Annotated in this window: 25 protein-coding genes; 20 read left to right on the forward strand and 5 right to left on the reverse strand. The window is 63.4% G+C overall.

The features are described from left to right. Positions 1–142 precede the first annotated feature (142 nt). The 5 genes from OCV80_RS13665 (at position 143) to OCV80_RS13685 (ending at position 7,105) form a co-directional block, all read left to right on the forward strand. Positions 143–910 carry a class I SAM-dependent methyltransferase gene (locus OCV80_RS13665; protein WP_119310400.1) on the forward strand — a complete coding sequence of 256 codons (768 nt, stop codon included), beginning with the start codon at positions 143–145 and terminating at the stop codon, positions 908–910. A gap of 173 nt (positions 911–1,083) precedes the next feature. Next, positions 1,084–2,358 carry an adenylosuccinate synthase gene (locus OCV80_RS13670; RefSeq protein ID WP_021750975.1) on the forward strand — a complete coding sequence of 425 codons (1,275 nt, stop codon included), beginning with the start codon at positions 1,084–1,086 and terminating at the stop codon, positions 2,356–2,358. 12 nt (positions 2,359–2,370) lie between these two features. After that, positions 2,371–2,559 (forward strand): hypothetical protein, encoded by a 189-nt coding sequence (locus OCV80_RS13675; RefSeq protein ID WP_136891348.1) that lies wholly within the window; start codon positions 2,371–2,373, stop codon positions 2,557–2,559. A 92-nt stretch (positions 2,560–2,651) separates the two neighbouring features. Next, on the forward strand, positions 2,652–4,070 hold the full coding sequence (gene purB / locus OCV80_RS13680) for an adenylosuccinate lyase (RefSeq protein WP_267288477.1): 1,419 nt from the start codon (positions 2,652–2,654) through the stop codon (positions 4,068–4,070). A 947-nt stretch (positions 4,071–5,017) separates the two neighbouring features. Continuing rightward, positions 5,018–7,105, forward strand: a complete 2,088-nt coding sequence (locus tag OCV80_RS13685; protein ID WP_256264588.1) for a glutamine synthetase III family protein — start codon at positions 5,018–5,020, stop codon at positions 7,103–7,105. A gap of 51 nt (positions 7,106–7,156) precedes the next feature. On the opposite strand, the gene OCV80_RS13690 is transcribed toward OCV80_RS13685, so the two are convergent. The 3 genes from OCV80_RS13690 to OCV80_RS13700 form a co-directional block, all read right to left on the reverse strand. Then, positions 7,157–7,846 (reverse strand): LrgB family protein, encoded by a 690-nt coding sequence (locus OCV80_RS13690; protein WP_021747996.1) that lies wholly within the window; start codon positions 7,844–7,846, stop codon positions 7,157–7,159. Further along, a complete protein-coding gene (locus OCV80_RS13695; RefSeq protein ID WP_267288478.1) occupies positions 7,843–8,205 on the reverse strand; it encodes a CidA/LrgA family protein in 363 nt (120 codons plus the stop codon). The genes OCV80_RS13690 and OCV80_RS13695 overlap by 4 nt, the downstream gene beginning before the upstream one ends. A gap of 232 nt (positions 8,206–8,437) precedes the next feature. Next, a complete protein-coding gene (locus OCV80_RS13700) occupies positions 8,438–9,790 on the reverse strand; it encodes an acetyl-CoA hydrolase/transferase family protein (protein ID WP_267288479.1) in 1,353 nt (450 codons plus the stop codon). A 238-nt stretch (positions 9,791–10,028) separates the two neighbouring features. Between OCV80_RS13700 and OCV80_RS13705 the strand changes: the two genes are divergently transcribed. The 10 genes from OCV80_RS13705 to OCV80_RS13750 all read left to right on the forward strand — a co-directional run bounded on the left by OCV80_RS13705 (position 10,029) and on the right by OCV80_RS13750 (position 19,344). Then, the gene (locus OCV80_RS13705; protein WP_021747999.1) at positions 10,029–10,589 is read left to right on the forward strand and encodes a zinc dependent phospholipase C family protein; all 561 of its coding nucleotides are present in this window, start codon (positions 10,029–10,031) and stop codon (positions 10,587–10,589) included. Between the two features lie 330 nt (positions 10,590–10,919). After that, the gene (gene aroF, locus OCV80_RS13710) at positions 10,920–11,933 is read left to right on the forward strand and encodes a 3-deoxy-7-phosphoheptulonate synthase (RefSeq protein ID WP_021748000.1); all 1,014 of its coding nucleotides are present in this window, start codon (positions 10,920–10,922) and stop codon (positions 11,931–11,933) included. Between the two features lie 3 nt (positions 11,934–11,936). Continuing rightward, positions 11,937–12,773, forward strand: a complete 837-nt coding sequence (locus OCV80_RS13715) for a prephenate dehydrogenase (RefSeq protein WP_021748001.1) — start codon at positions 11,937–11,939, stop codon at positions 12,771–12,773. Positions 12,774–12,823: 50 nt separating this feature from the next. Beyond that, positions 12,824–13,894 (forward strand): 3-dehydroquinate synthase, encoded by a 1,071-nt coding sequence (gene aroB / locus OCV80_RS13720; protein WP_021748002.1) that lies wholly within the window; start codon positions 12,824–12,826, stop codon positions 13,892–13,894. After that, positions 13,895–15,139 carry a 3-phosphoshikimate 1-carboxyvinyltransferase gene (locus OCV80_RS13725; protein ID WP_267288480.1) on the forward strand — a complete coding sequence of 415 codons (1,245 nt, stop codon included), beginning with the start codon at positions 13,895–13,897 and terminating at the stop codon, positions 15,137–15,139. It abuts the gene before it with no gap. Beyond that, a complete protein-coding gene (gene aroC / locus OCV80_RS13730; protein ID WP_267288481.1) occupies positions 15,129–16,220 on the forward strand; it encodes a chorismate synthase in 1,092 nt (363 codons plus the stop codon). Before OCV80_RS13725 ends, aroC begins: the two co-directional genes overlap by 11 nt. Further along, on the forward strand, positions 16,207–17,343 hold the full coding sequence (locus OCV80_RS13735) for a bifunctional chorismate mutase/prephenate dehydratase (RefSeq protein WP_267288482.1): 1,137 nt from the start codon (positions 16,207–16,209) through the stop codon (positions 17,341–17,343). The genes aroC and OCV80_RS13735 overlap by 14 nt, the downstream gene beginning before the upstream one ends. 3 nt (positions 17,344–17,346) lie before the next feature. Then, positions 17,347–18,591: a shikimate kinase gene (locus OCV80_RS13740; RefSeq protein ID WP_267288483.1), complete on the forward strand. Its 1,245-nt coding sequence runs from the start codon at positions 17,347–17,349 to the stop codon at positions 18,589–18,591. Continuing rightward, positions 18,572–19,006 (forward strand): type II 3-dehydroquinate dehydratase, encoded by a 435-nt coding sequence (gene aroQ / locus OCV80_RS13745; RefSeq protein WP_025545245.1) that lies wholly within the window; start codon positions 18,572–18,574, stop codon positions 19,004–19,006. Before OCV80_RS13740 ends, aroQ begins: the two co-directional genes overlap by 20 nt. A gap of 62 nt (positions 19,007–19,068) precedes the next feature. Next, positions 19,069–19,344, forward strand: coding sequence for a metal-sensing transcriptional repressor (locus tag OCV80_RS13750; protein WP_119310408.1), 276 nt, complete (start codon positions 19,069–19,071; stop codon positions 19,342–19,344). Between the two features lie 42 nt (positions 19,345–19,386). Here the strand turns inward: OCV80_RS13750 and OCV80_RS13755 are convergent, their stop codons facing one another. Continuing rightward, complete coding sequence (locus OCV80_RS13755) at positions 19,387–19,848, reverse strand: GNAT family N-acetyltransferase (RefSeq protein ID WP_025545247.1); 462 nt, start codon at positions 19,846–19,848, stop codon at positions 19,387–19,389. Positions 19,849–19,999: 151 nt separating this feature from the next. Here OCV80_RS13755 and OCV80_RS13760 point away from each other — a divergent pair, with 151 nt between their 5' ends. Then, positions 20,000–21,883 carry a heavy metal translocating P-type ATPase gene (locus OCV80_RS13760; RefSeq protein WP_197714234.1) on the forward strand — a complete coding sequence of 628 codons (1,884 nt, stop codon included), beginning with the start codon at positions 20,000–20,002 and terminating at the stop codon, positions 21,881–21,883. 91 nt (positions 21,884–21,974) lie between these two features. On the opposite strand, the gene OCV80_RS13765 is transcribed toward OCV80_RS13760, so the two are convergent. Next, positions 21,975–22,658: a FadR/GntR family transcriptional regulator gene (locus OCV80_RS13765; protein WP_025544674.1), complete on the reverse strand. Its 684-nt coding sequence runs from the start codon at positions 22,656–22,658 to the stop codon at positions 21,975–21,977. Positions 22,659–22,823: 165 nt separating this feature from the next. Between OCV80_RS13765 and OCV80_RS13770 the strand changes: the two genes are divergently transcribed. From OCV80_RS13770 to OCV80_RS13785, 4 genes are read left to right on the forward strand one after another with little or no spacing between them, the layout of a single operon-like run. Next, positions 22,824–23,507, forward strand: a complete 684-nt coding sequence (locus tag OCV80_RS13770; protein ID WP_021748013.1) for a P-loop NTPase — start codon at positions 22,824–22,826, stop codon at positions 23,505–23,507. A 35-nt stretch (positions 23,508–23,542) separates the two neighbouring features. Beyond that, positions 23,543–23,755, forward strand: coding sequence for a 4Fe-4S dicluster domain-containing protein (locus OCV80_RS13775; protein WP_021748014.1), 213 nt, complete (start codon positions 23,543–23,545; stop codon positions 23,753–23,755). 17 nt (positions 23,756–23,772) lie between these two features. After that, the gene (locus tag OCV80_RS13780; RefSeq protein WP_021748015.1) at positions 23,773–24,843 is read left to right on the forward strand and encodes a 3-methyl-2-oxobutanoate dehydrogenase subunit VorB; all 1,071 of its coding nucleotides are present in this window, start codon (positions 23,773–23,775) and stop codon (positions 24,841–24,843) included. Between the two features lies 1 nt (position 24,844). Further along, the gene (locus OCV80_RS13785) at positions 24,845–25,603 is read left to right on the forward strand and encodes a thiamine pyrophosphate-dependent enzyme (protein ID WP_119310409.1); all 759 of its coding nucleotides are present in this window, start codon (positions 24,845–24,847) and stop codon (positions 25,601–25,603) included. The last annotated feature ends 1 nt before the right edge of the window (position 25,604 follow it).

The following is a 25,604-nucleotide window of genomic DNA, read 5'->3' on the forward strand; positions in this document are numbered from 1 at the left end:
TGTTCAAAATTCGGTGATAGTATACCACACCCTGTCCCGTTTTGGAAGTGGAGAACCAAGGCTTTTCCGCTGCGCCCTGCATCTTGCAGGCGGCCAGCTCCCATGGTACAATCAGCGGAGAATTTGCAGGGAGGGGATCCAGATGCGCAACACCTTTGACCGCTTCAATGGCCGGCACCAGGACTATCAGGCCGCCAGACCTTCTTATGCCCAGGAATTCCTGGACTGGCTGGGAGAGCTGTACGCGCCGCCGGAGCGCTATACAGCGGCGGACATCGGATCCGGCACCGGCAAGCTCTCCGCCCAGCTGCTGGCAGCGGGCTTCCGCGTCTGCGGCGTGGAGCCGAATCCGGATATGCGGGGGGCGGCGGAGGCGCTTCTGGGCGGCGATCCCCGGTTCTCCTCCTCAAATGGAACGGACCATGATACCGGGCTGCCGGACCGGTCCGTGGACATGGTCGCAGCGGCCCAGGCCTTCCACTGGTTCGACGGTCCTGCCTTTGCGCGGGAGTGCCGCCGGATCCTGCGTCCCGGCGGGCGGGCCGTTCTCGTCTGGAACGTCCGCGGGTCTGCACCGATGAACCAGGCCTTGGCCCAGGTCTTTCGGGAGCACTGCCCGAGCTTTCACGGATTCACCGGCGGGATGGGGGAGGACGACCCCCGCATCCGGGATTTTTTCGGCGGGGCGTATGAAAAGCGGCGGTTCCCCAATCCCCTGACGCTGGACCGGGACCGATTCCTCCGGCGGTGCTTTTCCAGCTCCTATGCCCTGCGGGAGGGAGACGCGGATTACGAAGCCTTTCGGGCGGCGCTGGAGGCGCTGTTCGACACTTTCGCCTCCGGCGGGCAACTGATTCAGCCCAACGAGACTGTGGCCTATGTGGGGATCCCCGCCGCTCCCCAGGGATGAGGCATTTCCAGAATTGAAAGGTCGACCTTATCAGAAAAAATAATGCTTATTATTACAAGTTCAGGCTTTACTTATGGAAAATCAGCCGATATAATAACTAAGGTTGGGCATCTTTGGAGAAAAGGTCGACCTGACCGGAGTGTCTGTAAATCAAAACCGGGAGGTTTTTGGATATGTCAAATTGTGCCATCGTGGGAATCAACTGGGGAGACGAGGGCAAGGGCCGCATGGTAGACCTGGTGACCGCGGACTACGACGTGGTGGTCCGCTATCAGGGCGGCGGCAACGCCGGCCATACCGTGGTGAACGAGTTCGGCAAGTTTGCCCTGCACCTGCTGCCCTCCGGCATCTTCCGCAAGGGTGTGGTGAACATCCTGGGCAACGGCGTGGCTCTGGATTGCGAGAGCCTGTGGACCGAGATGTCCGACGTCATGGACCAGGGCGTGGCCATCACGCCGGAGAACCTGAAAATCAGCGACCGGGCGTCCCTGCTGCTGCCCTGGCACCGGGACCTGGACTCCCTGGAGGAGGCCCGCCTGGCGGACAAGAAGTACGGCTCCACCAAGCAGGGCATCGCCCCGTTCTATTCGGACAAGTACCAGAAGAAGACCATCATGGCCGGCGAGCTGCTGTACCCGGAAAAGCTCTGGGACCATCTGGCGGGCATTCTGGAGTGGAAGAACCTGACGCTGGAGCGGGTCTACGGCGCCAAGCCCTACACCATGGATGACCTGAAGGCATGGGTGACGGAGTTTGGCGAGAAGATCAAGCCCTTCATCTGCGACACCGGCGCCTTCCTGCGCCAGGCCCAGGCCGAGGGCAAGCACATCCTGTTTGAGGCCCAGCTGGGCTCCCTGCGGGATCTGGACTACGGCATTTACCCCTACACCACCTCCTCCAACCCCATTGCGGCGTATGCCCCTGTGGGCTCCGGCCTGCCCACCGCCAAGCTGGACAAGATCATCGGTGTGGTGAAGGCATACTCCTCCTGCGTGGGAGAGGGCCCCTTCACCTGCGAGTGGTTCGGTGAAGAGGCGGAGAAGCTGCGGGAGGCCGGCGGTGAGTACGGCGCCAAGACCGGCCGGCCCCGCCGGGTGGGTCCCATCGACATCGTGGCCACCCGCTATGGCATCCAGTGCCAGGGAGCCACGGACATCGCCCTGACCAAGCTGGATGTGCTCAGCTACATGGATGAGATCCCCATCTGCGCCCGATATGAGCTGAACGGGCAGGAGACCGACGCGTTCCCCTTCCCCGCCGTGCTGCCGGACGCCAAGCCCGTCATGACTGCCATGCCCGGCTGGAAGTGCGACATCTCCGGCGTCCGGAAGTGGGAGAACCTGCCGGAGGCGGCCCGGAACTATGTGGAATACGTGGAGCGGGAGATCGGCTGCCATATCACCTATGTGTCTGTGGGACCGGAAAGAGATTCCATCATCATTCGGTGAGGAGGAAATCCGATGCTGTTTGCCGTATTCGGGTGGATCGCGTTGGCAGGTGCCCTCTGCTGGCCGTTTCTCCTTTACCGGATCATTTCAAAAGCATCGAAGGATCGTTCCGCGGGTGTCGAGTGTTTCCTGTTGGCACTGCTCAGCCTGGATTTTTGTCTCTGGCTGTTTACAGTTTTTACCGCACTCCCTGCTTCATAAATGCTTCGCCTCCGGCGAAACAGATCGTACCCTCTGGAGGCACCCATGCCGGTGCCTCCTAAACTTTTGAGCGAAAGAAAGGTGGACCTCTTATGTCCAAAGAACGTTACGAATCCCCCCTGGCGTCCCGGTACGCCTCGGCGTTCATGCTGCACCTGTTCTCCCCCGACATGCGCTTTGAGACCTGGAGGCGGCTGTGGGTGGCCCTGGCCCGGGCCGAGCGCAATCTGGGCCTGCCCGTCACCGCGGAGCAGGTGGCGGAGCTGGAGGCCCACATCACCGACATCGACTATGAGACGGCTTCGGCGCGGGAGAAGGAGGTCCGCCACGACGTGATGGCCCACGTCTACACCTACGGCAAGGCGGCCCCCTCCGCCGCGGGGATCATCCACCTGGGGGCCACCAGCTGCTATGTCACCGACAACGCGGATCTCATCATCTACCGGGAGGGCCTGCGGTATCTCCGGGGAGAGCTGCTGGCTGTGGTGGCGAACCTCAGTAAATTTGCAGAGCAATACAAGGCCACCCCCACCCTGGGCTATACCCACTATCAGCCCGCCCAGCTGGTGACGGTGGGCAAGCGGGCCACCCTCTGGATGCAGGACCTGCTCTCCGACCTGGAGGAGCTGGACTTCGTCCTGGACCACATGAAGTTCCTGGGCTGCCGGGGCACCACCGGCACAGAGGCCAGCTTTATGGACCTGTTCGATGGAGACGGCGCCAAGATTGACGAGATGAACCGGCAGATCGCCGCAGAATTCGGTTTTGAGCAGTGTTATGCCGTCTGTGGCCAGACCTATCCCAGAAAGGCGGACAGCCGCATCCTGAACTGCCTCTCCGCCATTGCCCAGAGCTGCTACCGCATGGCCAACGACATCCGCCTTCTCCAGCACGACCGGCAGGTGGAGGAGCCCTTTGAGAAGAACCAGATCGGCTCCTCTGCCATGGCCTACAAGCGCAATCCCATGCGGTCCGAGCGGATCTGCTCTCTCAGCCGCTACCTGATGGCGGACGCCATGAACGCCCCCATGACCGCCTCCGTCCAGTGGTTGGAGCGGACCCTGGACGACTCCGCCAACCGCCGCATCTCCATGCCAGAGGGCTTCCTCTGCGCCGACGCCATCCTGCGTCTCAGTCAGAACGTCACCGACGGGCTCCACGTCAACGAGAAGATCGTGGACCGGACCTGCCGGGAGTACCTGCCCTTCATTGCTACGGAGAACCTGATGATGGAGGGCGTCAAGCGGGGCGGCGACCGGCAGGCGCTCCACGAGATCATCCGCACCTGCTCCATGGCCGCCACCGCCCGGATGAAGGAGGGGGAGCCCTGCGACCTGCTCTCCCGCCTGGCGGCGGAGCCTGCCTTCGGCATGACCGAGGCGGAGATGGAGGCCGTGCTGGACCCGAAGCTGTACATCGGCCGCTGTCCGGAGCAGGTGGACGCCTTCCTGGCCCAGGTGAGGCCCCTGCTCTCCGGCGCCAGCCGGGAAGTCCCGGAGATCAGTCTCTGACCGTTTCATACCGTCCGGGCGCCCTGCCCGCCGTGCCTGCGGCGGGAGGGGCGCCGGAACGCTTTTCAGGCGGAACCCCTTCGGCTGTCCCGGAGCGGAGGAGCCGGGAAGGCTGCCGGAAATGGAATGCCGATTTTGTGGGTTTTGACGTTGACAGTGCGCTGCTGGCGGTGATACACTGCTACCATCGCTTTCGAGATCGAGGCCAAATCCAACCATCAGAAGGCATTGATGGAGAAAAGGATCGTGGAAATTCCGGTTCAGTGAGCGGGGGCAGTGGGAAGCCCGTACAAAGAGTCCGCGGGAAGAAGACTCTGCAGCTGCATTCCGAACGCGGATCTCCGCTAGTAAGTGCGACGAGTTGTGATCGTTATCTCACACGGGCTTGTTGGAGCTTTGAAAGGGATCCCATCATGGGAGCAAATTAGGTGGTACCGCGGATCGCAGCTATTCATCCTAAGATTTTAGGAGAAAGCTGCGTTCTTTGTTATACGCTCCATAGCAAAGAGTGCTCTGCGCCAGTACCCTGCCCTTTGGGCAGTCGGCGGCTGATGCGCAAATTCATCCGGGAGGCGCTTCTGCCCATGTGCGGGGCCATGGTTTTTTCAAAAGATCTGTACCAAGGAAGAGCTGCTGCCCCTCTTCGGCCGGACGTATTTTGACTTTGAGACGCTGCGGAGGAAGGGCGGCCGTCGTCCGCCCTTTACCAAGGTGAGCCTGCTGGACCGGGAGATCTTCGGGCAACACCATTCCGGCCGGAACTGGATGCTTCGGGACTTCCGGATGCCCAACCGGTCCTGGGGGATGCGACGCGGACGGCCTCTGTGCCCGGGGCCCCTCCGATGACGGCGAGAGCGGCAAATGAGGCGGAAAATCCGCATTTCCTGTTGAGTTTTCCATATCTGATGTGATACGATACATTTTATAAATACAGGAGGATGAAACGCATGAGTACCACCACGAAACTCTCCGATCTGTTCGGCAGCATGGTCTTCAATGAGGACACCATGAAGGAGCGCCTGTCCTCTGCGTCCTATGAGGCGTGGAAGAAGTGCGTTACAGACGGAACGTCTTTGGATATCTCCACCGCCAATGAGATCGCCCAGGCCATGAAGCAGTGGGCCGTGGAAAAGGGCGCCACCCACTACACCCACTGGTTCCAGCCCATGACCGGCGTCACGGCGGAGAAGCACGACAGCTTCATTGCCCCTGCCGGCGGCGGCAAGATCCTCATGGAATTCTCCGGAAAAGAGCTGGTCCGGGGTGAGCCGGATGCCTCCTCCTTCCCCTCCGGCGGTCTGCGGGCCACCTTTGAGGCCCGGGGCTACACCGCCTGGGATCCCACCTCGTTTGCCTTCATCAAGGAGGGTAGCCTCTGCATCCCCACCATCTTCTGCTCCTACTCCGGCGAGGCCCTGGACAAGAAGACGCCTCTTCTGCGGTCCATGGACGAGATCAGCCGCCAGGCGGTGCGAATCCTGCGCCTGTTCGGGGACACGACGACCAAACGGGTGGTGGTTCAGGTGGGGCCGGAGCAGGAGTACTTCCTGGTGGACAAGGCCCAGTACGCCCAGCGGGAGGACCTGCGGATGTGCGGCCGGACCCTGTTCGGCGCAAAGCCCCCCAAGGGACAGGAGCTGGACGACCACTACTATGGCGCCATCCGGCCCCGGGTCGCCGCCTATATGAAGGATCTGGATGAGGAGCTGTGGAAGCTGGGCGTGCTCAGCAAAACCAAGCACAACGAGGTGGCCCCCTCCCAGCATGAGATGGCCCCGATCTACACCAACGCCAACGCCGCCTGCGACCAGAACCAGCTGGTGATGGAGATGATGAAGAAGGTGGCCGACCGCCACGGACTGGTGTGCCTGCTCCATGAGAAGCCCTTCGCGGGCGTCAACGGCTCCGGCAAGCACGACAACTGGTCCCTCTCCACCGACACGGGCAAAAATCTGTTCAAGCCCGGCTCCACCCCCCGGCAGAACGCCCAGTTCCTGCTGTTTTTGGCGGCCTTCATCAAGGGTGTGGACGACTATCAGGAGTTCCTGCGGGCCACGGTGGCCTTCCCCGGCAACGACCACCGGCTGGGCGCCCAGGAGGCCCCGCCCGCCGTGCTCTCCATCTTCCTGGGAGACGAGCTCTCCGCTGTGGTGGACTCCATCATCAACGACACGGACTTCCAGAGCACCGGCAAGCGGACGCTGGAGATCGGCGTGGACGCCCTGCCTGCCATCCGCCAGGACAACACGGATCGGAACCGCACCTCCCCTATGGCCTTTACCGGCAACAAGTTCGAGTTCCGGATGCTGGGCGCATCCCAGTCCATCTCCGGCCCCAATATCGCCCTGAACACCATCATGGCCGAGGAGCTGAAACAGTTCGCGGACGAGCTGGAGGCATCCCGGGACTTCCAGGCGGACCTGCCCAAGCTGATCCGCCGGGTATTCACCGAGCATCAGCGGATCATCTTCAACGGCAACGGCTATGACGAGGCATGGCTGGAGGAGGCCGGGAAGCGTGGCCTCTCCAACCTGACCTCCACCGCTGACGCTCTGCCCATGTACACCGCTCCCAAAAACGTGGATCTGTTTGTCAAGCACGGCATCTACACCAAGGAGGAGATCGAGGCCCGGGCGGAGATCCACATTGAGAACTACACCACGGTCCTGACCATTGAGGCCAAGACTATGGCGGACATGATCCGCCACCAGATCCTGCCTGCGGTGTCCGACTACGCCGACCAGCTGTGCCAGCGGGCCTATCACAAGGACGCCATGGGTGTGCCCCACCAGTATGAGACTTCCACAGCCATGCAGATCGGCACCCTGACGGACGCCCTGCAGGCGGACTGCGCCAAGCTGGAGGCGGATCTGGCCGCTATCCCCGTGGGCTCTATCAAGGCCATGAACTACTGCCATGAGGTGCTGATCCCCGACATGGCAGAGGCCCGGAAGGCCGCCGACCAGTTGGAGACGCTGACTGCCTCCAAGTCCTGGCCTTTCCCGGTATACAGCGACCTGCTGTTCTACGTATAAAGTGCGCAAGAGGGCCCCGGCCATCGGCCGGGGCCCTCTTGGATTCATTTGTTACACCAGCACGTCGAAGAACAGCGCCAAAATAGTGGTGGCGAGGCCGCAGAGGCCGATGGCAAGGCCGCTCATGGCCCCCTCCGTCTCCCCCAGCTCCAGGGCGCGGGCGGTGCCCATGGCGTGGCTGCAGGCGCCGATGGCCAGCCCTGCCGCCACCGGATCCTTCACCCGGAAGAGGCGTGCCAGCGCGGGGGCGCACAGGTTGCCCAGGATGCCGGTGAAGATCACCGCCGCCACGGTGATGGAGACAATGCCGCCCTGCCCCTCCGCAATGGCGGTGGCGATGGGTGTGGTGACGGACTTGGGAAGGAGGGAGACGGTCAGTGTCCGGTCCAGGCCGAACAGGCGGCACAGGCCCCAGATGCTGAGGACCGAAGTCACCGCCCCGGCCGCGCATCCCGCCAGGATGGGCAGCAGGTTCTTTTTCAGCAGGTCAATCTGGGCGTAGATGGTTACTGCCAGGCAGACCGTGGCCGGCCCCAGAAAGAGGTTGATGAGGCTGCCGCCGGCGTTGTACGCTGCATAGGGAATGTCAAACACCGCCAGCACCGCGATAATCATCATCACCGCCAGCACCAGGCCGTTGCAGATCACAAGCCCGGTCCGCTTCTGAATTTTGCAGCCTGCCCAGTAAGCCAGGATCGTCAGCGTCACCCCGAAAAAGGGGGACTCCCACAGCGCGCTCATCTCCGCTTCCCCCTCTCCAGCAGGCGGCAGGTGAGCCGCACCGCTCCCACTGTAGCGGCAAAGGTGGCAATCAGCGAGACCGCGCAGACGACCACCAGGGCAAGCAGGTTCTCCCGTAACACATCTGCATAGTTGATGATGCTGACACTGGCCGGGATGAAGAAGAAGGGGAGATTCCCCAGCAGATAGTCCGACTTCTCCCGGATGTGTTCTGTCTTAATGACACGTGCAAGCAGCAGCACCAGAAGCAGCAGCATCCCGATAATGCTGGCAGGCAGGGTGAAGGGCAGCACCTGCTCAATGCAAGTGCTGATCCAGCAGATGCCGAAGATGATGCCGATCTGCGTTAGAAGTTTCAAAGTGAACCGCCTCTCCCGGCGGTCCCCCGCCGCGTTACTCTGCGCCGTATTCACACAAGGGCGCGGATTCTTTTCAACTTTTTTATTCTACGGAGACGGCCGGGGAATGTCAAATCCTTCCGGCTCCTTTTTCTGCTGCCGCCGCAAAATTCGGCAAAACAGTACAAGGCCCCGCCGGGAAAGAGCGGGACCTTGTCCAGGTCATCCAAGCATCCACAGGAGGCCGGGGGACTCAGAGGGGCATTTGCCGCTCCAGCTCCCGGCGGAAGTCCGGGTGGGCGATGGCAATCAGCGCCCGGGCCCGCTCCACGGTGCTCTTGTATTTCAGATCCGCCACGCCGTACTCCGTCACCACATACTGGACGCAGGTGCGGGGGGTGGTCACCACGCTGCCGGGGGCCAACTGTGGCACGATTTTGGAGTGGAGGACCCCCGCCTTGTCCCGGTAGCTGGACCGGAGGGCCAGGATGCTCTTTCCGCCCTTGGACCACTGGGAGCCTACCACCCACTCCAGCTGTCCGCCGGTGCCGGAGTACTGCCGGGGGCCGATACTCTCGGCATTCACCTGGCCGGTGAGGTCGATCTCCATGGCGTTGTTGATGGAGACCACATGGTCGTTCCGGGCGATGTTCCGGGCATCGTTCACCCAGTCGATCTCCTTCTGGCAGAAGGCGGGATTCTCATGGGCGAAGGCCCACAGCTCCGGCCCGCCCACCATGTTGGCGTATACGCTCCGCCCCGGGCAGGTCTGTTTGCGGCTGTTGTTCACCACGCCCCGGCGCATCAGCTCCATGACGCCGGTGCTCAGGATCTCTGTGTGGACGCCCAGATCCCGCTTTCCCGCATGGGCCAGACACTCGCCCACAGTATTGGCCAGCCCTCCCAGTCCCAGCTGGATGCAGGCGCCGTCTGGCACCAGATCCGCGATGTAGCCCGCGATGCGGCTGTCCGTCTCGTTTCCCGCCGCGATGGGCGTCTCTACCAGAGGACGGCTGGATTCGATGATCCCGTCCACCTCTGATACATGGATGCGGGTGTGGGCCTCCCCATCACTGGGAATATTGGGCATTCGGGGGTTCACCTCCGCCAGCACCAGCTCGCACTGCTCCAGCACCTTCCGGCTCAGGGCCGTGCCCCACAGGGAGCGGCTCATCCACCCGTTCTCATCCGGGAGCGAGCAGGTCAGCGCCGCCACCCGGGGGCGCCGGGCCAGGAGCCACGCGGGCGTCTGACTCAGGTTGGAGGGGGCGTAATGGACGTTGCCCATGGGCTCCAGGCCCCGCTCCACGCCGTAAAAGTTGGAGTCATAAGTCACCTGTCCGGCCAGCTCCGGCGTCAGCAGCCGGGTCCCGGCGGGGATGAAGTGCCCGTAGATGGCGATATGGCCGCCGGTCTCCAGCAGGCGCTCCGCCAGCGCCCCGTCCAGCTCCCAGGGCCAGTTGGACATGGCGGCGAAGGCCGCCGTGTCCCCGTCCCGGATCAGCTCCGCCGCCTCCCGGGCGGTCATCTGCAGGGCCTGATACTGGGTCTGCCAGTTGCCCGCTCCCGCGCAGCGTCCCCGGCGGATGGGTGTCAGTTCTGTCATCGTCATTCTCCTTTGCCGCGCCCCTCTGCGGGGCGGTGTCTCCGGCGGTTTGTACAGCCCGCCGTGGGGGCCGCGGCCGCCGGTTCCCTTTCCCGTCTATTGTACCGCACATTCCGCTTCCGCACAATCCTCTTTTCCGCGGACGAGTTAATAGAAATTTTGTTTTTTTCTGCTTGCGCCCGGCCGCTTCGCCGTGCTATACTGGCGTTGTTCTTGATTTTTTCCATGGAGGTGCATCTTGCAGAAACGCAGTCACAAACTGCTGGCCGCCACCCTGCTGGAGAATACCCAGGGATTTCAGGCCAGACGATTCGAGCTCGCCTTCCTGTTCGGCTCCTTTCAGCCGGACTGCAACCCCCTGACCTATTTGAAGGGCTCCCTGCGGGCCTATAAGTTCCGGGGGCATAACTACTCCAACTCCCAGCACTACATCTACTCCCGCATCTCCCGGCTCCAGCGCCGCCAGCGCTGGACCATCTGGCAGTATTACACCCTGGGCAAACTGACCCACTATCTGGCGGATGCGTTCACCTATCCCCATAACGAGAATTATCCCGACAGTATGCTCTGCCACCACCAGTATGAGACGGACCTGCGGGCCTATCTGGAGGAGTATCTGGCCACCCGCGCCCTTCGTCGGGAGAAGTTCCGTCAGGACGTGGCGGACGCCCTTCAGGAGCTGCACCGGCAGTACATGGCCGGCGTGGCCGATATGCGCAAGGATGTGCAGTTCATCCTGAAGGCCACCTCCCTGCTGATGGCCGGCTGCCTGCCTGCCAGCGCCGCAGCGGCTGTCTGAACCCTGTTTTGGGAAAAGCGCACAGCAGCGGTTTCCCTTTCGGCGCATTCTTTGGAATCATTGTCAATTTCCATTTGCTTTTTCTGGTGTTATCCTGAAACTATCAAAGGACTCGGAAAGGAACCCAGTCATGACCAACATCACCCGTTCTGCCGAATACCGTTACTTTAGCTTTACCTATTTTTATGGTAAGGCTTATTTCGGTTTGGCTGAAAATGTGTGTGATCGTGTCTGACGCCAGGAAAAGGCTATCAGTGCATGACGACCCGCAGCCGAACCGGCTGCGGGTCTTTTTTGTACCAGCCCCATCATTTTTAGGAGGAATACAGTATGATCGTCGTTCTGAAACAAAACCCCAACCGGGACCAGCTGGAGAGCCTGATCGCCTGGCTCCAGGAAAAGGGGATCATCATCCACACCAGCATCGGCGAGGCCCACACCATCTTAGGACTGGTGGGTGATACCAGCCAGCTGGACATCGACCTGATTGCCGCCCTGGACATCGTGGAGGATGTGAAACGGGTCCAGGAGCCCTACAAGAATGCCAACCGGAAGTTCCACCCGGAGGACACGGTGGTGCAGGTGGGCAACACCCAGATCGGCGGCGGCAATCTGACCCTGATGGCGGGTCCCTGCTCTGTGGAGAGCGAGGAGCAGGTGGTGGCCATTGCCAAAGCGGTGAAGGCCAGCGGCGCCACCATGCTGCGGGGGGGCGCCTTCAAGCCCCGGACCTCCCCCTACTCCTTCCAGGGCCTGGGGGCCACGGGTTTGGAGTACCTGAAGGTGGCCCGGCAGGAGACCGGCCTCCCCATCGTGACGGAGCTGATGGACCTGAGCCAGCTGCCCCTCTTCAAGGATGTGGACGTGATCCAGATCGGCGCCCGGAACATGCAGAACTTCGACCTACTCAAGGCCGTAGGCCATCAGGACAAACCCGTCATGATCAAACGGGGCATGTCCGCCACCTACGAGGAGTGGCTGATGAGCGCCGAGTACGTCATGGCCGGCGGCAATGAGAATGTGATCCTCTGCGAGCGAGGTATCCGCACCTTTGAGAGCTACACCCGCAACACCCTGGATCTGGCCTGCATCCCCGTGCTGCGGAAGCTGACCCACCTGCCCATCATCATCGATCCCAGCCATGCCACCGGCAAGAGCTGGCTGGTAGATCCCCTGGCCATGGGCGCCGTGGCTACCGGTGCCGACGGATTGCTGATCGAGGTCCACAACGACCCGGCCCATGCCCTGTGCGATGGCCCCCAGTCCCTGAAGCCGGAGGTGTTCGACGGCCTGGCGAAGAAGCTGCTGAAGCTCCATGACTTTATGAAGACGGTGGAGGAGTAAGACATGAATGTTGCCATCGTCGGCCTGGGCCTCATCGGCGGGTCCATGGCCAAGAGCATCAAGAACCGCACCAGCCACACCGTCTGGGGCATAGACCTGAACGCGGAGACCATGACCATGGCCCGGATGTGCGGCGCCATCGACGCCCCCCTGACGGAGGAGAACCTGCCCCAGGCGGATCTGATCCTGGTGGCGATCCGGCCCGGCGCCGCCATCGAGTGGGTCCGGCAGCACGCGCCGCAGATCGCCAAGTCCGCCATTCTGGTGGACCTGTGCGGCGTGAAGCGGACCGTGGTGGCGGCCATCGCCCCCATCGCAGAGGAACGCGGCTTCTCCTATATCGGCGGCCACCCCATGGCCGGTAAGGAGCGGGGCGGCTTCACCGCCTCCGCAGAGGACCTGTACGTGGGAGCATCTATGATCCTGACGCCGGACAAGCGGACGGACATGCGGCTGCTGGAGACGCTGAAGGCCTTCTTTCTGGACCTGGGCTTTGCGGGCCTCACCTTCTCAACGCCGGAGGAGCACGACCGCATCATCGCCTTTACTTCCCAGCTGGCCCATATCGTCTCCAGCGCCTATGTGAAGTCGCCGGAGGCCCAGAAGCGCCGAGGCTTTTCCGCCGGCAGCTTTCAGGATATGACCCGGGTGGCCCGTCTGGATGAGGACATGTGGACAGAGCTGTTTCTGGACGATGAGGACTTCCTCACCGCCGAGCTGGAAGAGCTGATCGGCCACCTGACGGACTACCGCAACGCCTTGCGGGCCAAGGATACTCAGCGGCTGCACGATTTGCTGAAGGAGGGCCGGGAGCTGAAGGCCACCGCCGGCGGCAACTGACCTATTTCCGGCGCCGCTGCGCGACATGATTCTATAAAAGGAGTTTTTCGATGTTTGACTCCATCCGAACCATTCCCGTCCGGGTCCGGCCGCCCTATGATGTGCGCATTGGCAGCGGCCTGCTTGGCCGGTGCGGGGACTATCTGGCCGCGCTGCTGGGACAGCGGAGGATCGCCGTTCTGGCCGACGACACCGTGGCCTCCCTGTACCTGGACACCGTCACCGCCGCTCTGGAGGACGCGGGCTTTGCCGTCTGCTCCCATATCTTCCCCTCCGGGGAGGGGCGCAAGAATCTCTCCACCCTGACAGAGCTGCTGGAGTTCCTGGCGTCGGAGCATCTGACCCGCACGGACTGCGTGGCCGCCCTGGGCGGCGGCGTCACTGGGGACATGGCGGGCTTTGCTGCCGCCGTGTACCTCCGGGGCATCCGGTATGTCCAGCTGCCCACCACCCTGCTGGCGGCGGTGGACTCCTCCGTGGGGGGTAAGACCGCCGTGGACCTGACCGCCGGGAAGAACCTGGCCGGGGCCTTCTGCCAGCCTGCCGCCGTGATCTGCGACACGGACTGCCTGAAGACCCTGCCCCCCGACGTGTTTGCCGACGGGGCCGCCGAGGCCGTCAAGACCGGCGTGCTCTCTGACGAAGCCCTGTTCGCCCTGTTTGAGGACGGCACCCTCACCGCCGACCCCGGCGAGGTCATCGCCCGGTGCGTCGCCTACAAGGCCGGCGTGGTGGAGCGGGACGAGAAGGAGCAGGGGGAGCGGAAGCTTTTGAACCTGGGCCATACTGTGGGCCACGCCATCGAGAAGTGCAGCGGCTATGTTATCCCCCATGGCCACGCCGTGGCGGCGGGGCTGGCCGTCATCGCCCGGGCTGCGGAGGCCCTGGGCTGGACGGAGGAGTCCCTGGCGGCGCGAATCACCGCCTGCCTTTCTAAAAATGGCCTGCCCACCGGGACAGACTACTCTGCTGAAGCCCTGGCGGAGGCAGCCCTTTCCGACAAGAAGCGCGCCGGTGGGGATATCACCCTGGTGGTCCCCCGGAAGATCGGCCATTGCGAGCTGCGGAAGGTCCCGGTAGCGGACCTGCTACCCATCATCCGGGCAGGACTGGAGGCGTAAATGGACCTTCAAATCACCCCGAAAAAACTCTCCGGTGTCGTGACGCCGCCCTCCAGCAAGTCCCAGGCCCACCGATTGCTGATCGCCGCTGCTCTCAGCGGCGGGATCAGCATCATCCACGGCCTGGCGGACTCCCAGGACATCCGGGCCACCCGCCGGTGCCTGTCTGCCATGTGTGCCGGGATGGAGGATCTGCCGGATGGCACCCTCCGGGTCCACGGACTGGGAAACGGCATCGTCATCGCACCTCCCTATGCCCTGCTGGACTGCGGGGAATCGGGCTCTACCCTGCGCTTCCTGATCCCCGTGGGCCTGCTGATACAGGGAGAGGCGTCCTTCACCGGCCGAGGCCGGCTGATGGAGCGCCCGCTGAAGCCCTACGAGGACCTGTTCCGGGAGAAGGGCATCGCCTGGAAGCTGGCGGACAACGTCCTCACCGTAAACGGCGGTCGGGGATACGGTACCCTGGCCCTGGACCCGGGGACATACCGCCTGCCCGGCAACGTATCCAGCCAGTTCTTCACAGGGCTGCTGTTCGTCATGCCCCTGCTGGAGGGAGACTCTACCCTGGTGTCCACCACGCCCCTGGAGAGCCGGGACTACCTGGAGATGACCCGGCAGGCTCAGGCCGCTGCCGGTGTCACCAGCCGGTGGCTGGACGAAAACACGCTCTTCGTCCCTGGCGGCCAGACCTACCAGCCCTTTGAGGCCACGGCGGAGGCGGACTGGTCCCAGGCGGGGTTCTGGTACGCCGCCGATTTCTTGGACAGCCGTGTGGACATCCGGGGCCTGAATCCCGACTCTGCACAGGGGGACAAGGCAGTCAGCGAACTCTACTGGCGGCTGGCCCGGCCCGGGGACACGGAGATCGATGTCTCCGGATGCCCCGACCTGCTGCCGCCTCTGGCGGTGATGGCGGCGGCCCGCTCCGGTACCACCCGGTTCGTGAACGCTGCCCGGCTGCGGATGAAGGAGAGCGACCGGCTTTCCACCACCGCCGCCCTGCTGACCGCCCTGGGCGGACGGGCGGAGGAGGGGCCGGACTTTCTGACAGTCCACGGCGGGACGCTCACCGGCGGCATGGTGGACTGCGCCAACGACCACCGGATCGCCATGGCGGCCGCCATCGCCGCCACTGCCTGTACCGGCCCCGTCACGGTGCTGGGGGCCCAATGCGTGCAGAAGTCCTACCCGGATTTCTGGGAGGTGTACAAGAACCTGGGAGGTGATATCCATGTCCTCTGAATTCGGCAGTCTCCTGAAAATCTCTGTCTTCGGCCAATCCCATGGAAGGGCCATCGGCGTGGTGGTGGATGGCCTGCCCGCCGGGGAGGCCATCCACCTGGAGGAGCTGAACGCCTTCCTGGCCCGGCGGAAGCCGGGGAAGAGCCCCCTTTCCACCGCCCGGAGGGAGGCCGACGCGCCGGTGTTCCTCTCCGGCCTGGAAAACGGCGTCACCTGTGGAGCCCCTCTGTGCGCGGTCATCGAAAATGGAGACCAGCACTCATCGGACTATGACGCCCTGCGGGACAAGCCCCGGCCCGGCCACGCAGACTACACTGCATTTGTCAAGTGGGGCGGGCAGGCGGACATGCGGGGCGGCGGCCACTTCTCCGGCCGGCTGACGGCGCCCCTGTGTATCGCCGGCGGCATCGCCAAGCAGATTCTCTCCCGCCGGGGCGTATACGTAGGGGCCCACCTCCAGTCCGTGGGGACGGTGGCGGATGCATTATTCCCCCTGCAGCCCACGAAGGAGCTGTTTGACGCCGTGGCTGCCAAGCCATTCCCGGTGCTGGACGACCAGGCGGGGGAGCGGATGCAGGCGCTGATTCTGGAGGCCCGGAAAAATCTGGATTCTGTGGGAGGCGTCGTTGAGTGTGCCGCCACGGGCCTTCCCGCCGGACTGGGGGAGCCCATGTTCGGCGGCGTGGAAAACCGGCTGGCCGCCGCCCTCTTCGGCATTCCCGCCGTGAAGGGCGTGGAGTTTGGGGACGGCTTCGCCGCCGCCCGGTCCCGGGGGTCCGAAAACAACGACCCCTTTGTGATGGAGGACGGCCGGGTGCAGACAGAGACCAACCACGCGGGCGGCATTCTGGGGGGCATCACCAGCGGAATGCCCATCGTCCTGCGGACGGCCATGAAGCCCACACCGTCTATCGCCCAGCCCCAGCGGACGGTCAGCCTGTCCGCCGGAGAGAATGCGGAGCTTGTGATCCACGGGCGGCACGACCCCTGCATTGCCCACCGGGCGGTCCCGGTGGTGGAGGCGGTTACTGCCGCCGTGCTGTTAGATTTATTATTGGAGGGACATCATGGAACTTTCTGAGATTCGCGAGAAGATCGACGCAGTGGACGAGCAGCTGCTGGACCTGTTCCTGCAGCGCATGGACCTGTCCGACGAGGTGGCTGCCTACAAGAATGCGCACCATCTGCCCATTTTGAACAAAGAACGGGAGCGGGCCATCCTGGCCAAGGTGACGGAGAAATCCGGGGAGCGGGAGCGGTATGCCTACCACCTGTTCTCCACCCTGTTCGAGCTGGCCCGGTCCCGGCAGGCAGAGCTGATCTCCGCCCCCACCAAGGTGGCCGCCCAAGTCCGCGCCTCTCTGGAGGCCGGTACCTCGGTCTTTCCCCAGACGGGCCTGGTGGCCTGTCAGGGCGTGGAGGGGGCCAACTCCCAGGTGGCCTGTGACCGGCTGCTGCCCCGGGGCAACATCGTGTATGTGAAGACCTTCCAGGCTGTGGTGTCCGCTGTGGAGTCCGGCCTGTGCAGGTTCGGCGTGCTGCCTATCGAGAACAGCTCCAACGGCTCCGTCCGGGCGGTGTACGAGCTGCTGCAGGACCATAACCTCTCCATCGTCCGGTCCACCCGGCTGTGCATCCGGCACGAGCTGCTGACGCTGCCCGGCGTGAAGATGGAGGACATCACGGAGATCTACTCCCACGAGCAGGCCATCGGCCAGTGCAGCAAGTTCCTGAACAGCCTCAACGGCGTCCGTGTCATCCCCTGCGACAACACCGCCATGGCCGCCAAGATGGTGGCGGAGAAGGGCGACCGCCACGCCGCCGCCATCTCCTCCCACCCCTGCGCGGCGTTGTACGGCCTGACCTGCCTCAACGACAGCATCCAGGACAGCGACAACAACTACACCCGGTTCATCTGCATCACCAAGGATCCGGTGATCTATGCCGGCGCCAACCGGATCAACCTGATTATCGCCTTTGACAACCGGCCCGGCGCCCTGTATGAAATTCTCTCCAAGCTGGCGGCACTGGACATCAACATGACGAAGCTGGAGTCCTGCCCCGTGGCGGGAAGTGACTTTGAGTTTGTTTTCTTCCTGGAGCTGGACGCCTCCGTCCAGGATCCCAGCGTCCTGGCCATGCTGGAGGAGATGGAGCGCAGCTGTGCCGAGTTCCAGTTCTTGGGCAACTACGCGGAAGTCTGAGCCATGGATGAGCGGATTTACGGCCTGCTGGGCCGGAAGCTGGGCCACAGCTGGTCCGTCCCCATCCATGCCGCCCTGGGCAACGGCGCCTACCGCCTTCTCGAGCTGGAGCCGGATGGACTGGCTCCCTTTCTTCACCGGAAGGACATCGGCGGCCTGAACGTCACCATCCCCTACAAGCGGGACGTGATGCCCCTGTGCGATGAGATCGACCCGGCGGCGGAGGCCATCGGCAGCGTCAACACCATCGTCCGGTGTGCAGACGGCAAGCTGGTGGGCTATAATACGGACATCGACGGCTTCCTCTATATGGCCCGCCGGGCGGGTATCTCCCTGTCAGGGAAAAAAGTCGTGATTTTGGGCAGCGGCGGGGCGTCTCTGACGGCCCAGACCGCCGCCCGGCAGGGGGGCGCGGCCGAGGTCGTGGTGGTATCCCGTTTCGGTCCGGACAACTATGACAACCTCTCTCGCCACGCTGACGCGGAGATCCTGGTGAACGCCACTCCGGTGGGCATGTACCCCGGCAACGGCCAGTCTCCCGTGGACCTGTCCGTATTTCCCGTCTGTCAGGGGGTGCTGGACGTCATCTACAATCCCCGGCGCACGGCCCTGCTGCTGCAGGCGGAGGCGCGGAGCATCCCCTGCTCTGACGGACTGCCCATGTTGGTGGCCCAGGCGGTGGCGGCAGAGGAGCGGTTCTTCAACAGGTCCATTCCCGCCGGTGAGAATGAGCGGATTTTGGTTCAGCTCCGGCGGGAGATGACCAATCTCATCCTGATCGGTATGCCCGGCAGTGGCAAGACCACGGTGGGGGAGGCGCTCTCCCGCCTCACCGGCCGGGAGGCCGTGGATCTGGACCAGATGATCGAAACCACCGCCGGCTGTTCCATCCCGGAGATCTTCCAGCGTGAAGGCGAGTCCGGCTTCCGGGCCCGGGAGCGGGCCGCCGCGGAGGAGGCTGGGAAGCGCACAGGTGTCATCCTCCTCACCGGCGGCGGTATCATCAAGACGGCGGAAAACTACGCGGCCCTCCATCAGAACGGCCGCATCTATCAGCTGGTGCGGGATCTCAGCCTGCTGCCCACCGAGGGCCGGCCCCTGTCCCAGGGGGCGGATCTGGCCGCCATGTGGCGGGAGCGGGCGCCCCTGTACGCCCGATTCCGGGACGTGGAGATTGACAACAGCGGCACGGTGGAGGACACCGCCGCCGCTATCTGGAGGGATTTTTGTGCACATTCTGGTAGTTAACGGCCCCAATATGAACATGCTGGGAATCCGCCAGCCGGAGATCTACGGCCATGAGACCTATGAGGACCTGAAGGCGCTGATCCGGGCGGAGGCGGACCGGCTGGGCGCGTCCGTCTCCTTCTTCCAGTCCAACCACGAGGGGGCCCTGGTGGACGCCATCCAGCAGGCATACTTCGACCATGTGGACGGCATCATCATCAACCCGGCAGCCTACACCCACACCAGTGTGGCCCTGCTGGATGCCGTGAAGGCGGTGGGGATCCCCACGGTGGAGGTCCACGTCTCCGACCCGGACAGCCGGGAGGAGTTCCGCCGTGTCTCCTACATCCGGGCCGCCTGCGCGGCCACCATCCGGGGCCATGGGCTCCAGGGATATGTGGAGGCCCTGCGGTTTCTCTGCGGCGCGGACGCTTGACAAACGGCGGTCTCTGACGGATAATATGCCCATACCCCATTGGGTATCCGGGAGGTGTCGGCATGAGACAATGTATGGATGCGGACAACCTGCACCGGCGGCTGAAGAAGATCGTCGGCCAGGTGCAGGCCATTGACCGCATGGTAGACGAGGACGTGCCCTGTGAGGATGTGCTGTCCCAGATCAACGCCGCCAAGTCCGCCCTCCACAAGTGCGGGCAGGTGGTGCTGGAGGGGCACATCCAGCACTGTGTCCGGGACGGCATCCAGCACGGGGATGCGGACAAGACCATCGAGAGCTTCACCAAGGCGGTGGAGCGGTTCTCCAACATGGGTTGAAGGCAAGGGGATCGGCTGAAAAGCCGATCCCCTTTGTATATGTTACAGGATTTTCTCCAGAGCGTAATTGGTCAATACCTGTCCGCGGCAGGGCACCTGCTGTTCCCGCTCTATCGCATAGCCCCGGCCGAGGAAGAAGGGCAGGGCGGTCTTGGAGGCGTGGACAGTGACGGCGTCCACCCCCAATTCCCGGCAGTGGGCCTCCAGCGCGTCACACAGGGCTGCGGCGATGCCCTGTCCCTGGCAGTCCCACCGGACGAACAGGTGGTCCAGATAACCGGTATCCTCCACATTGCCGTAGCCCACAATCCGCCCGCCCGCCTCTGCTACCAGGGTGTACAGCCGCTGAAACCAGCTGTCCCGTGTCAGCAGATCCGCCTCTCCGGCGGCCCAGGCTTCCACCTGGGGCAGGGTGTAGTCCCGGCAGTTCACCTGCCGAACCGTCTCACCGAACAGGCGGGCCAGAATGGGCAGGTCTTCTGTCCGGTAGCGCCGTAGTCGCATTTCTGTTCTCTCCTTCCTGTTTTGTGGTCATTTTACAGGAAGAATCTGTGTGCCGCAAGGTATTTTGCCTGAAAACGGCGGCACTTTTTCTTGACAGGCATACCCCTATGGGTATAATATACATATACCCCCATAGGTATAAAGAGAGGATGTGAGCCATTTGATCCATACTCTGGAGCGATTTCTGGAGTGGGGCGGCGTGAAGAAGGCCGTGACCTGCCTGGTCTTCTCCGGCATCGCCCTGCTTGTCAGCATCTTCGACCTGCTGCCGCAGCTGCCCTTTGACGCCGCCTGGGCAGCTGTCGTCCTCTGCGGTATCCCCATCATCTTGGAGGCAGTCATCGGCCTGGTGACAGCCTTTGACATCAAGGCGGACGTGCTGGTGTCCATCGCCTTGATTGCCTCCCTCATCATTGGGGAGGACTTCGCCGCCGGCGAGGTGGCCTTCATCATGCAGCTGGGCGCCCTGCTGGAGGATCTCACGGTGGCCCGGGCGCGGGCCGGCATCGAGAAGCTGGTGCATCTGACGCCCCAGACCGCCCGCCGCCTCACCGGCGGCCGGGAGGAGGCCATTCCCGCCGAGCAGGTGGCTGTGGGCGACGTGCTCCGGGTGCTGCCGGGCGAGACCGTGCCAGTGGACGGAGAGATTCTCACCGGACAGACCTCCATCAACCAGGCGGTGATGACCGGCGAGCCCCTGCCTGTGGACAAGGGGCCCGGAGACGAGGTTTCCAGCGGCACGGTGAACCAGTTCGGCGCCTTCGAGATGCGGGCGACGAAGGTGGGGGAGGACAGTTCTATCCAGCGGATGATCCGGCTGGTCCAGTCCGCCGATGCCGGCAAGGCCAGGATCGTGGGGCTGGCAGACCGCTGGGCCACCTGGATCGTAGTGGCGGCCCTGACCGCCGCCGCCTTGACGGGCCTCATCACCCGGGATCCCATCCGAGCGGTGACCATTCTGGTGGTATTCTGCCCCTGTGCCCTGGTGCTGGCCACTCCCACTGCCATCATGGCCGCCATCGGCAACGCCACCAGGCACAGCTTTCTGGTGCGGGAGGGAGACGCTCTGGAACGGCTGGCCTCCGTCTCCCAGGTGACCTTTGACAAAACAGGCACTCTGACCCTCGGCACCCCCCAGGTGAAGCTGGTGGAGAGCCTGCTGCCGGACGTATCCCGGGACGCGCTCTACGCCTGGACTGCGGGGGCGGAGCTCCGGTCCGAGCACCCGTTGGGCCGTGCCGTTGTTCAGGGCTGGCGAGCCGAGACCGTCGCGGCGCCGCCGGAGACAGCGGACTTCCAGATGCTCCCCGGCCGGGGTGTTTCTGCCACTGTGGCGGGTCATCACCTCGTCGCCGGTAACCGGGAGCTGCTGACAGAGGAACATGTCCCCTGGGAATCCTTGTCCCAGGCTGCCGTCCCTGCCCTGGAGCAGGGCTGCACCGTCATCTATGTGGCGGTAGACGGCCGCCCGGCGGGCTTTCTGGCCCTGGCAGACACCCTGCGGCCGGACGCCGCCGGGACCATCCGGGATGTCCGGGCCACCGGCGTGACCCCGGTGCTGCTCACCGGCGACCACGAGAGGGCCGCCCGGCATATTGCCGGAGAGCTGGGCATCGGCACCTTCCAGGCGGAGTGCCTGCCGGAGGATAAGCTAACCTGGATCGACCGCAGCCAGCAGAGCGGCCATCTGGTCTGCATGGTGGGGGACGGCATCAACGACGCTCCAGCCCTGAAGCGGGCCCATGTGGGCATTGCCATGGGCGGCGTGGGCAGCGACATCGCTGTGGACGCCGCGGACATCGCCCTGGTAAACGACGACATCCGGGAGCTGCCCCATCTGCTGGCACTCTCCAAGCGGATGATGCGCACCATCAAGAGCAATCTGGCCTTCTCCATGACCTTGAACTTCATCGCCATCGCCCTGGCTATCACCGGTATCCTGAACCCGGTGGTGGGCGCCCTGGTCCACAACGCCGGGTCCGTGCTGGTGATTGTCAACTCCTCTCTGCTGCTGAAGTGGCGGAAGCGCCCGTGACAGCGGCAGGCCATGGGACAGAAGATTCTGCGCCCTCCTACAGCAAAAAGCCCCCCGGCCTCTGCCGGGGGGCTTTTTAAGTCCTGGCTTCTCACCCCTTCAGGGTGTTCAGCAGGTGCCGGATGTGAATGCTCATGGCGTGGCGGGCGCCAGCCTCGTCCCGCTGCATCAGAAAGTCCAGAATCATGTAGTTGTCCGCGATGGCGATGCTCTGCATGTGCGCCCGATTTACGGAGACCTGCAGGATCTCGTTCACCGCGCCGTTGATGATCGGGTACAGCCGCCGCATATATTCGTTGTGGGAGGCCTTGATGATGGCCATGTGGAACTCCTGGTCCGCCAGGGGCCAGTCTCCGCCCGCCTTTGCGATGCGCTCCATCCGCTCCGCTTTCTGGCGGATCTGCGCCAGTTCTTCGTCTGTGGCACGCTGACAGGCCAGCGCCACGGTGGCGGGCTCAAAGATCAGCCGCATTTCAAACAGGTCCCTGGCCCGGACCCGGGACCGCAGGTTGGACAGCGCCGTCAGATCCACCGCGCTGGCGGGCAGATCCTCCGTGACAAACGTGCCCTTGCCCCGGCGGATCTCCAACACGCCCTGGGCCACCAGAAAGGAGATGGCCTCCCGGAGCGTGGTGCGGCTGACGTGCAGCGCCTCACTGAGTTCGTTTTCATTCGGGAGCTTGCTCCCCGGCGTGAACTGCCGTTCGTCCATGATTAGCTCGCACAGCCGGTCGGCCGTCCGCTCCGACAATTTGACTTTCCGTCCCTCACCCATGCGCATCCCTCCATCATCCGTGGTGAGGTCAGGCATTTCTCCACTGGATTTTCCGGCCAGTACGGAAATGTCCTTGACATCATATCTCTTTTAGAGTACAATGACATCATACAACAAATGAAAAAATAATACAACTATTTTGTGAAAAAATGAGGTGAACCGCTTGTGACGGCCAAGGACATGTTTTCCCACCGCGTCTCGATCCTCACCGGCCACTACGGCACCGGAAAGACGGAGGTCTCCGTCAATCTGGCCCTGGCGCTGGCCGCTGAGGGGGAACAGGTAATGCTGGCGGATCTGGATATCGTCAACCCCTATTTCCGCTCTCGGGAGCGGCGGCCCCTCCTGGAAAAAGCCGGTGTGCGGGTGATTTCCTCCTCCCAGGCCTGTTCGGACGCGGATGTCCCCGCCCTGCCGGCGGAGCTGCTGACCATTCTGGAGAACCGGGAGATCCGGGGCATCCTGGATATCGGCGGCGATCCGGTGGGCGCCCGGGTGCTGGCCCGGTTTCAGCCCAAGATCGTACAGGAGGATTACCAGCTGATCTTCGTCCTCAACGCCAACCGGCCGGAGGTGCGGGATGCGGAGAGCGCCGCCGCCTACCTCCGCTCCATTGAGGCCGTCACCGGCCTCACCTGCTCGGGCCTGGTGAACAACACCCATCTGTGCGGCGAGACCACGCCGGCCGAAATCCGCAAGGGCGCCGCCCTGGCACAAGAGGTTTCCCGGCAGACCGGAATCCCGATCCTCTGCCACACGGCGGAGCGGCGGTTCTTAGAATCCTTGTCAGACCTGGGGGAACCCGTGTTCCCCATTGCCATCAATATGAAAAAGCCGTGGGAGCGCTGACTCCGCGGCAGGAAAAAAGGAGGCATCCTGCAACCATGACAGCAAAGGTAACCTTCAACTCTGACCGGTGCAAGGGCTGTGAGCTGTGCACCACTGTGTGCCCGAAGCACATCGTCGCCATCGATCAGGCCGTCATCAACCGGAAGGGGTATCACCCCGCCCATGTGACGGACATCAGCCAGTGCATTGCATGCGCCAGCTGCGCGAAGATCTGCCCGGACTCCATCATCACTGTGGAAAAATTCTGAGAAGGAGGTCATCGACCGTGGAAAAAGAACTTTGGAAAGGAAATGAAGCCATCGCCGAGGCCGCCATCCGCGCCGGCTGCGACTGCTTCTTCGGCTATCCCATCACGCCTCAGAGCGAGGTCCCGGAGTATATGTCCGCCCATCTGCCCAAGGCGGGCGGCGTGTTCCTGCAGTCTGAGTCTGAGGTTGCGGCCATCAACATGGTGTACGGCGCCGCCGGCGCCGGCATGCGGGCCATGACCTCTTCCTCCTCCCCCGGCATCAGCCTGAAACAGGAGGGCATTACATACATCGCCGGCGCCGAGCTGCCCTGCGTCATCGTCAACTGCATGCGCGGCGGTCCGGGCCTGGGCACCATTCAGCCCGGCCAGGGCGATTACTATCAGGCCACCCGCGGCGGCGGCAACGGCGATTACCGGACGCTGGTCCTCTCCCCCTCCAATGTGCAGGAGGCGGTGGACTTCGTCCAGGAGGCATTTGACATTGCCGACCAGTACCGCAACCCCGTCATGGTGGTTATGGACGGCCTGATTGGCCAGATGATGGAGCCCATCGAGTGGCGTCCTGTCCCCAAGCGGGACCTGCCCCCCAAGGACTGGGCCACCACCGGCCGTAAGGACCGGGACCACAACAACATCATCAACTCCCTGTACATGGATCCGGAGGAGTGCGACCGTCACAACGACCATCTGGCGGAGAAATACGCCCTGATGGAGAAGAACGAGGTCCGCTGGTCCGAGACGGAGTGCGAGGACGCCGAGATCGTCATCACCGCCTACGGCACCCCTGCCCGGATCGCCCTCACCGCCCTTGAGACGCTGCGCGCCGAGGGGCTGAAGGTGGGCCTGTTCCGTCCCATTACCCTGTGGCCCTTCCCGGAGGAGGCCCTGCGCAAGCTCTCCAAGGCCGACCACGTGAAGGCATTTTTGGATGTGGAGATGAGCTCCACCGGCCAGATGATCGACGATGTCCGTCTGTCCGTGGAGGGCAGAAAGCCCATCCATTACCTGGGCCACGCCGGCGGCGTGATGCCCACCGTGGAAGAGATGGTAGAAGCGGCCAAGAAGGCCTTGAAGGAGGGCAAGTGACATGGCGATCGTATATGAGAAATCCCGGGGCCTGACGGACGTGGAGTTCCACTACTGCCCCGGCTGCCACCACGGCATCATCCACAAGCTGGTGGCAGAGTCGCTGGTGGAGCTGGGTCTGCTGGATGACGCCATCGGCGTGTGCCCCGTGGGCTGCTCCGTCTTCGCGTACAAGTATTTCAACTGCGACATGCAGGAGGCCGCCCACGGCCGGGCGCCTGCCGTAGCTACCGGCATCAAGCGCACCCATCCCCATCAGGCGGTGTTCACCTACCAGGGCGACGGTGACTTGGCCTCCATCGGCGCGGCGGAGATCGTCCACGCCGCCATGCGGGGCGAGAAGTTCACGACCATCTTTGTCAACAATGCCATCTACGGCATGACCGGCGGTCAGATGGCCCCCACCACTCTGATCGGCCAGAAGGCCACTACCTGCCAGGAGGGCCGCACCCGGGAGCAGGCCGGTATGCCCATCCGCATGGCGGAGATGCTCTCCACCCTGGACGGCTGCGCCTATGCCGAGCGGGTCTGCGTCACGGATATCGCCAACATCAACAAGGCCAAGAAGGCCATCAAGAAGGCATTCCAGAAGCAGATGAACGGCGAGGGCTTCACCTTTATCGAGGTGCTGTCCACCTGCCCCACCAACTGGGGCATGACGCCGCTGAAGGCCAATCAGTGGCTGAAGGACAACATGGTCCCCTACTATCCTCTGGGTGTCATCAAGGAGACGGCCCCGGAAGGCGCGGAGGTGAAATGAG

This window comes from Oscillibacter acetigenes (assembly GCF_025567605.1).
In the GTDB taxonomy this organism is placed as follows: domain Bacteria; phylum Bacillota; class Clostridia; order Oscillospirales; family Oscillospiraceae; genus Oscillibacter; species Oscillibacter welbionis.

Coding starts and splice junctions, on each gene's coding strand:
- OCV80_RS13700 (WP_267288479.1), bottom strand. CDS start 9,790: ATGACAGAACTGACACCCATCCGCCGGGGACGCTGCGCGGGAGCGGGC.
- aroF (WP_021748000.1), top strand. CDS start 10,920: ATGATCGTCGTTCTGAAACAAAACCCCAACCGGGACCAGCTGGAGAGC.
- OCV80_RS13785 (WP_119310409.1), top strand. CDS start 24,845: ATGGCGATCGTATATGAGAAATCCCGGGGCCTGACGGACGTGGAGTTC.
- OCV80_RS13675 (WP_136891348.1), top strand. CDS start 2,371: ATGCTGTTTGCCGTATTCGGGTGGATCGCGTTGGCAGGTGCCCTCTGC.
- aroC (WP_267288481.1), top strand. CDS start 15,129: ATGTCCTCTGAATTCGGCAGTCTCCTGAAAATCTCTGTCTTCGGCCAA.
- OCV80_RS13690 (WP_021747996.1), bottom strand. CDS start 7,846: ATGAGCGCGCTGTGGGAGTCCCCCTTTTTCGGGGTGACGCTGACGATC.
- OCV80_RS13755 (WP_025545247.1), bottom strand. CDS start 19,848: ATGCGACTACGGCGCTACCGGACAGAAGACCTGCCCATTCTGGCCCGC.
- OCV80_RS13750 (WP_119310408.1), top strand. CDS start 19,069: ATGAGACAATGTATGGATGCGGACAACCTGCACCGGCGGCTGAAGAAG.
- aroB (WP_021748002.1), top strand. CDS start 12,824: ATGTTTGACTCCATCCGAACCATTCCCGTCCGGGTCCGGCCGCCCTAT.
- OCV80_RS13665 (WP_119310400.1), top strand. CDS start 143: ATGCGCAACACCTTTGACCGCTTCAATGGCCGGCACCAGGACTATCAG.
- OCV80_RS13765 (WP_025544674.1), bottom strand. CDS start 22,658: ATGGGTGAGGGACGGAAAGTCAAATTGTCGGAGCGGACGGCCGACCGG.
- OCV80_RS13685 (WP_256264588.1), top strand. CDS start 5,018: ATGAGTACCACCACGAAACTCTCCGATCTGTTCGGCAGCATGGTCTTC.
- OCV80_RS13725 (WP_267288480.1), top strand. CDS start 13,895: ATGGACCTTCAAATCACCCCGAAAAAACTCTCCGGTGTCGTGACGCCG.
- OCV80_RS13740 (WP_267288483.1), top strand. CDS start 17,347: ATGGATGAGCGGATTTACGGCCTGCTGGGCCGGAAGCTGGGCCACAGC.
- purB (WP_267288477.1), top strand. CDS start 2,652: ATGTCCAAAGAACGTTACGAATCCCCCCTGGCGTCCCGGTACGCCTCG.
- OCV80_RS13735 (WP_267288482.1), top strand. CDS start 16,207: ATGGAACTTTCTGAGATTCGCGAGAAGATCGACGCAGTGGACGAGCAG.
- OCV80_RS13670 (WP_021750975.1), top strand. CDS start 1,084: ATGTCAAATTGTGCCATCGTGGGAATCAACTGGGGAGACGAGGGCAAG.
- OCV80_RS13715 (WP_021748001.1), top strand. CDS start 11,937: ATGAATGTTGCCATCGTCGGCCTGGGCCTCATCGGCGGGTCCATGGCC.
- OCV80_RS13775 (WP_021748014.1), top strand. CDS start 23,543: ATGACAGCAAAGGTAACCTTCAACTCTGACCGGTGCAAGGGCTGTGAG.